3 protein-coding genes are annotated in these 2,268 nt (G+C 69.1%); 1 reads left to right on the forward strand and 2 read right to left on the reverse strand.

Annotation, left to right across the window (positions count from 1 at the left end; genetic code table 11):
* The coding region (locus VHK87_RS06790; RefSeq protein WP_329634142.1) for an acyl-CoA dehydrogenase family protein at positions 1–725 on the reverse strand (725 nt) is incomplete at its 3' end.
* Between the two features lie 167 nt (positions 726–892).
* Here VHK87_RS06790 and VHK87_RS06795 point away from each other — a divergent pair.
* A complete protein-coding gene (locus VHK87_RS06795) occupies positions 893–1,342 on the forward strand; it encodes a hypothetical protein (RefSeq protein WP_329634143.1) in 450 nt (149 codons plus the stop codon).
* Between the two features lie 62 nt (positions 1,343–1,404).
* Here VHK87_RS06795 and VHK87_RS06800 read toward each other — a convergent pair whose 3' ends face one another.
* The gene (locus VHK87_RS06800) at positions 1,405–2,175 is read right to left on the reverse strand and encodes a hypothetical protein (protein ID WP_329634144.1); all 771 of its coding nucleotides are present in this window, start codon (positions 2,173–2,175) and stop codon (positions 1,405–1,407) included.
* Between the last annotated feature and the right edge of the window lie 93 nt (positions 2,176–2,268).

Below are 2,268 nucleotides of genomic sequence, written 5' to 3' on the forward strand. Positions count from 1 at the left end.
AGGAAATACGGGGCCACGACCTCGAACACGTACCAGATCTGGTCGCCCTCTGCGCCCAGCAGGTTGCGCGGAGGCACGCGTACCCCGTTGAGCGAGACGCCCCGGGACGAGTTGCCCCGCATGCCGAAGCCGGCCCACTCCGGTCCCCACTCCAGCCCGGGCGTTCCAGCGTCCACCAGCAGGCAGGTGAAGGTGCCGGGATCGAGGTCCTCGCCCGCCGCGACCGCCGAGACGACATAGGAATTGGCGTGCCCGCCATTGGTGACAAAGCTCTTCTGACCCTGAAGGGTGAAGCCCTCCGCATCTTCCACGAACGTCGCCCGCGGCAGGTAGAAGTGCGCGCCCGTTCCCGGTTCGCTCAGCGCCAGCGTCGTCAGGTGGCGCCCATGAGCGATCGGCTCCAGGTACTGCGCCTCCTGGTCGGGAGTCGCTTTCGCCGCGATGACGGCGGTCGCCACACAGTGCATCCCGTAGCACATCGCCGTAGAGCTGCAGCCGCCAGCGAGCGCTTCCGTCACCTGGGCGAGCGCAAGCAGGCCCAGGCCGTGACCGCCAACACGCCGGGGCGCGTGCAGGCCCAGCAACCCGGCGTCAGCAATGGCCTTCAGGGGTTCAGCAGGCCAGCGGGCCTCTGCATCGGTCCGCTCGCAATGGCGCGCCAGCACGCTGCGGGCAAGCTCCTGGGCGATACCTGCCAGTTGGGTCGTCGCAGTGTCGGCGGTCATCCATCCGTCCGGCCGGTGTGATGCTTTGGCGTCTCGTCTTACTTGATGCGGCGGGCTCTACAACCACCGGACGGATTGGAGGTTGCGAAGACCGGCCCTCGGCTCATGCTGCACTGCAGCAACGATGCTCACCGCCGCGCGTTTAGGGGGTCCAGAAGGAGACCGCCATGCCCCGCGCCAAGAACGAACTCGATGCAGACGCCGAGAACGGATTTGCAGCCCTCGAAGCCAAGGTCGAGGAGATGCAGGTCGAAGCCGCCATCGAGGCCGAACTCGCGGTGGAAGACGCCGCGATCGCTGGGGCGTCGGCCTTGGCGCCCGCCGCCCCGCAGGTGACGGGCTCGAGCTTCGCCGGCGCCCAACACGGTGCGGACCAACCCGCGCCAACGACCATCTTCAGCGCCATGGAGGTGTGGACCCGGTCGGCCGTTCAGTTCCAAGCCGAGACGTTCGCAAGCTTCGCGGGCGTCCGCGGCCCGCAGGATCTGCTGTCCGCACAGTTGGCCTACGGCGCGCGGGCGCTGGAGTTCTACATGACAAGCGTGGCGCGCCTCAGTCAGGCGTCTCCCGCTCTTTGGGCGTCCGTTCCAGGTCTGCAACCCAGCCCGTCTCGCTGACGTCGCCCAGCATCGGAGCCCCGGCGGTTTGCCGGGGCTCCTTGTCGTAACCTCATGTCCAACTAGGCTGTGGGGTCCGCGCCGGGTATCGGCGCGCTCATGCCTGAACCGGCCGCGCGGTCGCGGCGATCCGGATCCGAGCCGGCCTCAATGGGCTCTTGACCGGCGAAGGAGCGCCGCTCGACGTACCGTTGCCGCTCGCTGGCGATCTGGTCCGAGGTGTAGGGATCCGCATCGTGGTCGAAGCGGCTCCAGCCCGCGGACCGGTAGTCCTGGCCTCGCGTGACCGCGTCCACACCTTGCCGGCCGTGCAGGATCTGCTCGATGCGATCGGCCTCGTCGCCGTCGGCCCGGACGCTGACCAGGGTGCCCCCGCGCCGCACGCCCTCGGAGTAGACATTGGCCTCCTCGTCGGAGTGGCCGGCCTCCTTCAGGGCGCCGAGCAGGCCGCCGGTCGCGCCGCCCGCGGCGGCGCCGGCCGCTGCGCCGACCGCGGTCGAGGCGAGCCAGCCGGCGGCGACCACGGGACCTAGGCCGGGGATGGCCAGCATGCCCAGTCCGGCGAGCAGGCCGGCGCCGCCGCCGATCAGGCCGCCTGTCGTCGCGCCCTTGCCGGCGCCGTCGGCGACATCGTTGTCGCCATCGCCGTTGCGGTCGCCCAGCGGCCCGCTGTCGCCGCCGCCCTTGGGGTGCTGATGTCCGGCGTGCCAATTGTCGGCGTTGTTCGACACCAGGCTGATCCGGTCGTGCGAAATTCCGGCGCGCTCCAGTTCTTCGACAGCCTGGATGGCGTCGGTGTGATGGTCGAATAGCCGCGTGACGGTTCTGGTCATAATTTGGTTCGCCTGTTCTGAGGAATGCAAACGAGAGCTGCCGGCTACTGCTGAGTAACGGCGCCCTTGTAGTCGACGGACACCTGCGCCTGG

It is taken from the genome of Phenylobacterium sp. (assembly GCF_036263695.1).
GTDB lineage: Bacteria > Pseudomonadota > Alphaproteobacteria > Caulobacterales > Caulobacteraceae > Phenylobacterium.

Excerpts from the sequence above, each read along its gene's own strand:
- VHK87_RS06795 (WP_329634143.1), top strand. The coding sequence starts at position 893 with ATGCCCCGCGCCAAGAACGAACTCGATGCAGACGCCGAGAACGGATTT.
- VHK87_RS06800 (WP_329634144.1), bottom strand. The coding sequence starts at position 2,175 with ATGACCAGAACCGTCACGCGGCTATTCGACCATCACACCGACGCCATC.